This is a genomic window from Streptomyces sp. NPDC037401 (assembly GCF_055602345.1).
On the sequence record NZ_JBVJWO010000003.1, the window covers coordinates 309,829 to 314,479 of the forward strand.

General features: G+C 75.1%; 3 protein-coding genes. 2 read left to right on the forward strand and 1 reads right to left on the reverse strand.

What is annotated here, in order from left to right; genetic code table 11:
* Window positions 1-99: 99 nt before the first annotated feature.
* Window positions 100-2,316 (reverse strand): MMPL family transporter, encoded by a 2,217-nt coding sequence (locus tag ACZ7H1_RS04210; RefSeq protein ID WP_470783556.1) that lies wholly within the window; start codon window positions 2,314-2,316, stop codon window positions 100-102.
* A 279-nt stretch (window positions 2,317-2,595) separates the two neighbouring features.
* Here ACZ7H1_RS04210 and ACZ7H1_RS04215 point away from each other — a divergent pair, with 279 nt between their 5' ends.
* Both ACZ7H1_RS04215 and ACZ7H1_RS04220 read left to right on the forward strand, forming a co-directional pair.
* Window positions 2,596-3,837 (forward strand): sensor histidine kinase, encoded by a 1,242-nt coding sequence (locus ACZ7H1_RS04215; protein ID WP_470783583.1) that lies wholly within the window; start codon window positions 2,596-2,598, stop codon window positions 3,835-3,837.
* The gene (locus ACZ7H1_RS04220) at window positions 3,834-4,517 is read left to right on the forward strand and encodes a response regulator (RefSeq protein ID WP_470783557.1); all 684 of its coding nucleotides are present in this window, start codon (window positions 3,834-3,836) and stop codon (window positions 4,515-4,517) included. Before ACZ7H1_RS04215 ends, ACZ7H1_RS04220 begins: the two co-directional genes overlap by 4 nt.
* Window positions 4,518-4,651: the final 134 nt, after the last annotated feature.

Genomic DNA, 4,651 nt, shown 5'->3' on the forward strand with positions numbered 1-4,651 from the left:
TGGGCCGCGCGAGCTAACGACACACCCCCCCCCCCCCCCCACCCCCCCCCCCCCCCGCCCCCCCCCCCCCCCCCCCGGGCCAGTGCGGTCGACGGCCCGTCAGGAGACGGTGATGCGGTCGTCGTGGGGCCGGGCGGACGCGGGCGCGGTGTGGCGGCCGGTGTCCGCCCGGCCCGGCCGGACCGGCCACCAGGTGCTCCGGCCGAGGATCGCGGCGAGCGCGGGAACCAGCACGATGGACAGGACGAACGCCGAGAGCATGATGCCGAGCGCGGTCGCGAAGCCGATCTGCCGGGTCGACGGGTTCGTGTTGACCGCGAGGCTGCCGAAGGACGCCGCCAGGACGACCCCCGCCGTCGCGATCGCGGGCGCGGTGTGCCGTACGGCGCGGGCGACGGCCGCGCGGGCCGGGCCCGGGCGTTCCATCTCCTCGCGGATCCGGTCGCTGATCAGGATGTTGTAGTCGGTGCCGAGGGCGACGACGAAGAGGAACAGCACCAGCGGGAGGACGAAGTTGACGCCCGGCTCGCCGCGCAGGTGCTGGAAGAAGAGCGTGGAGGCGCCGAGGGTGGCGGCGAAGCCCGCGCCGACGGCGACCATGAGGATCGCGGGCGCGAGCAGGCTGCGCAGCAGCACCAGCAGGATGAGCGCGATCAGCACGGCGGCCACGGGGAACACGATTTTCAGGTCGTGGTCCACGGCGGTGGAGATGTCGGCGAAGACCGCGGCGGTGCCGCCGACATGGGCCTCGGTCCCGGCCGGCGTGCTGCGGGCGACCGTGTCGCGCACGGGCCCCGAGACGAGGTCGCGGGCCTGCCGGGTCTGGGAGCCGGCGGTGAGGTAGAGGTCGAACCGGGCGGCCGTGCCGTCGGCGTTGAGGACGGTCTTGCCGACCTGTCCGACGCCCTCGACCCCGGCGAGGGCCCGGGGCAGGGCGCGGATCCCCTCGGCGGTCAGGTTGCGGCCGTCCGTCGCCGTGACGTAGACGGTGGCCGGGTCGGAGACCCCGGCGGGCAGGGCGCGGGAGATTTCCGCCGAGGTGGCCGCGGCCGGGACGTCCTGGCTGCCGCCGCCCTGGCCGAAGTCCATCCTGATGCCGGCCAGGCCGGCCGCGAGGGCGCCGAGCAGGGCGAGGGAGGCGAGGACCAGGGCCAGGGGGCGCCGGGCGACCAGGGAGCCGAAGCGGGCGGCCATGCCCTCGCGGGGCCGGCGCTGCAGCGCGCGCGAGGGCCAGAACATCTTGCGTCCGGTGGCCGCGAGCAGCGCAGGCATCAGGGTGAGGCTGGCCAGCAGCATGACGAGCACCGATACGGCGATGGCCGGTCCGAGGACGCGGAACTGCCCGAACGTCGCGATGCCGAGGGTGGCGAAGGCCGCCACGATGGTGAGGGCCGCCGAGGTGATGGCGGTGCCGACCCGGGCGCTGACCTCGGCCGCTGCCTCGCGGGCGGGCTGTCCGGGGCGGTCGCGGAGGTGTTCGCGGTAGCGGAAGAGGAGGAAGAGGAAGTAGTCGACGCCGATGCCGATCAGTACGACGCCGATCATGTTCGGGGTGGAGGTGTCGAGCTTGATGCCGGTGAGCATGGAGGTTCCGACGACTGCGCCGGCCGCCGCGCCGCCCACGATGACGACCGCGAGCAGGGGCACGAAGGCGGCGAGCACGCTGCGGAACACCAGGACGTTGATCAGCACGATGAGGCCGACCATGACGATGCCGACGACCCGCTGGGTGGTCTCCTCGGCGTCGGCGGTGTCGACGAGGTCGGCCAGGCCGCCGGTGAAGCCGGTGCGCATCCCGGCCCCGGCGAACTCGTCCTCCGCCCGGTCCCGGAAGGCACGGTAGAGGTCCTGCAGGCCCGGGTCCGAGGAGTTGCCGGAAAGCTGGACGGACAGCAGCTCGAAGCTCCGGTCGGGCGCGACCATGGCGGGGCCGACCCGCGGGGTCTGCGAGTGGTCCTCGGTCAGGAAGGAGGGTGTGTCCTCCTCCGGCTCGGGCATCTCCACGCGCCGGCTGCCCAGTTCGGCGGCGACGGCGCCGACCCGGCGGTGGTCGGCGGCGGTGAGGGGCCTGCCGTCGGCGCGGGCGACGAGCACGGTGACGGCGTTGGCGTCGGGCTCCACCCCGAACCGCTCCTCGGCGATCTTCAGGGCGGCGGCCGAGTCGTACTTCGCGGGCAGGAAGTCGCCGGTCCGGGTCTGGGTGACGCGGAAGACCAGTGCCTGGCTGAGCAGGGTCAGGAAGATGCCCAGGACCGCCCAGACGGCGATGACCTTCCATGGGTTGCGGGTGGAGTACCCGGTCAGGGCGCGGATCACTTCGTCCTCCGGTGGTGGTGGCTCGCCGGAGTTCCCCGGCCGTACTCCAGCTCATCAGCGCGGTGCGGGCGCAGCGTCGGGGCGCAGGACGAGATGGGGACCGGGACCTGGGGCCGGGCCGGGCGGCGGACCAGGACCCTGGTCCTGGCCGGGGATCGACTCCGGGGCCCGGGGCGGAGCGGGCGGCCGGTGCCAGAATGGATCACGGACGACGACGGCCGGTCGTGTGCGCGGGCAGGAGCCGGCGGGGCGGCCGCAGGGGGAGGACCAGGCGTGCCGATGACGGGCCCCGATCCGGGGATTTCGGGTGCTGCACCGGCGTCGCGCGGCGACGCCCTGCCGTGGACGCGCAACGACGCGCTGGTGACGGTCGGGGCGGCCGCCGTGGACCTGATCGGCTTCACGCTGAACAGCCAGGTCGAGCAGGGGTACGTTCCCGCGGTCGGCTGCGTGCTGCTGGTGGTGTCCGCGCTGCCGCTGCTGGCCCGGCGCCGGGCCCCGGTGCCGACGCTCGCGGCCGTCCTGCTGATCGGCCTGGGGCTGAACCTGAGCGCGCCGGTGCCGCAGCACTTCCCCGCGGCGGTCGTGGTCGCCCTCTACACGGTCGCGCGGACCCGCCGGGCGGTGGTCACGGTGCCCGTCGCGCTCGTGGCCGTCCTGGTGCCGCTGGTGGGGCTGACGCCGCCGCCGGGCGTGGTGGACGTCATCGGCAACCTCGCCTCCGGCGTGCTGGTGGTCGTCGCCGCGACCGTGACGACCCGCTGGCAGCGGGACCTGGAGGCCAACCGCAGACTGCTGGCAGACCGCGCGGTTGCCGCCGAACGGCGCCGCATCGCACGGGAGTTGCACGACATCGTCGCCCACCACATCACCACCATGCAGCTGATGGCCGGGGGCGCCCGGGCCAATCTGGCGCACGACCCGGAGGTGGTCCGGGAGGCGCTGGTCGCCCTCGAGGGGTCGGGGCGGATGGCGCTGCGCGAGATGCGGCAGCTGCTGGACGTCCTGCGGGCCGGGGACGAGCCGGAGAGCGCTCCGACCGCCCCGCAGCCCGGCGTCGGGGACCTGGCGCGGATCGTCACGGAATCGCGCGCCGCGGGGCTGCCGACCGCACTCGAAGTGCGGGGCGAGGAGCTGCCGCTGCCGCCGAGCGTGGGCCTGACGGTCTTCCGCATCGTGCAGGAGGCGCTGACCAATGCGCGCAAGTACGCGGGCGGAGCGCGGGTGCTGGTGCGGCTGACGTACGGGTCCGGCGGGACCGGCGCGCCGGACGGCCTGACGGTGGAGGTCTCGGACGACGGCGCGGGCACGGCGTCCGGGAGCCGGCCGGGGAACGGCTCCGGCTCATGGTCCGGTTGCGGTTCCGGATACGGTCTGCTCGGGATGCGGGAGCGGGTCGCCCTGCACGGCGGGACGCTGGAGACCGGACCGCTCGGCGGGGGCGGGTTCCGGGTGGCGGCCCGGCTGCCGATCGCCGACGACGAACAGGCCGGACGGGCCGGACAGGGGGCGCTGGGATGAGCGGGCGGACGACGGAGACGATCAGGGTGCTGATCGCGGACGACCAGCCGCTGGTGCGGCGCGGTCTGGCTTTGATCCTCACGCCCGACCCGGCGTTCGAGGTGGTGGGCGAGGCCTGCGACGGCGCGGAGGCGGTGGCCCTCGCGCACCGGCTGCGGCCCGACGTCGTGGTGATGGACATCCGGATGCCGGTGCTGGACGGGGTCGGCGCGACCGAGCGGCTCGCACAGGAGCTGCCCGGGTGCCGCGTACTGGCCCTGAGCACCTTCGACATGGACGAGTACGTGGTGGCGGCGCTGCGCGCGGGTGCGTACGGCTTCCTGCCCAAGGACGTCTCGCCCGAGGAACTGGTCGCGGCGGTACGGGTGGTGCACACCGGCGAGGCCGCGGTCGCGCCCCGGCTGCTGACCCGGCTGATCTCCGCGTACGTCAGGGCCCCGCGCCGCCCGGAGCCGCCCGCCGTGAGCACGCACGACCTCACCCCGCGCGAGCAGGAGGTGTGGCGGCTGATGGCCACCGGGCTCGACAACGCCGGGATCGCGGCGGCGATGGACATCTCCGTGTCCACCGTCAAGAACCACATCACCAGCGTCTTCGGCAAGCTCGGCGTGCGCGACCGGGCCCAGGCGGTGATCGCCGCGTACGAGACGGGCCTGGTCGCCGTGGGCGGCGCGGCCTAGCTGTATTGACGTGATCAATACACCTAGCGGCTTGGCGGCGAGGGGGGGGGGGGGGGGGGGGGGGGGGGGGGGGGGGGGGGGGGGGGGGGGGGGGGGGGGGGGGGGGGGGGGGGGGGGGGGGGGGGGGGGGGGGG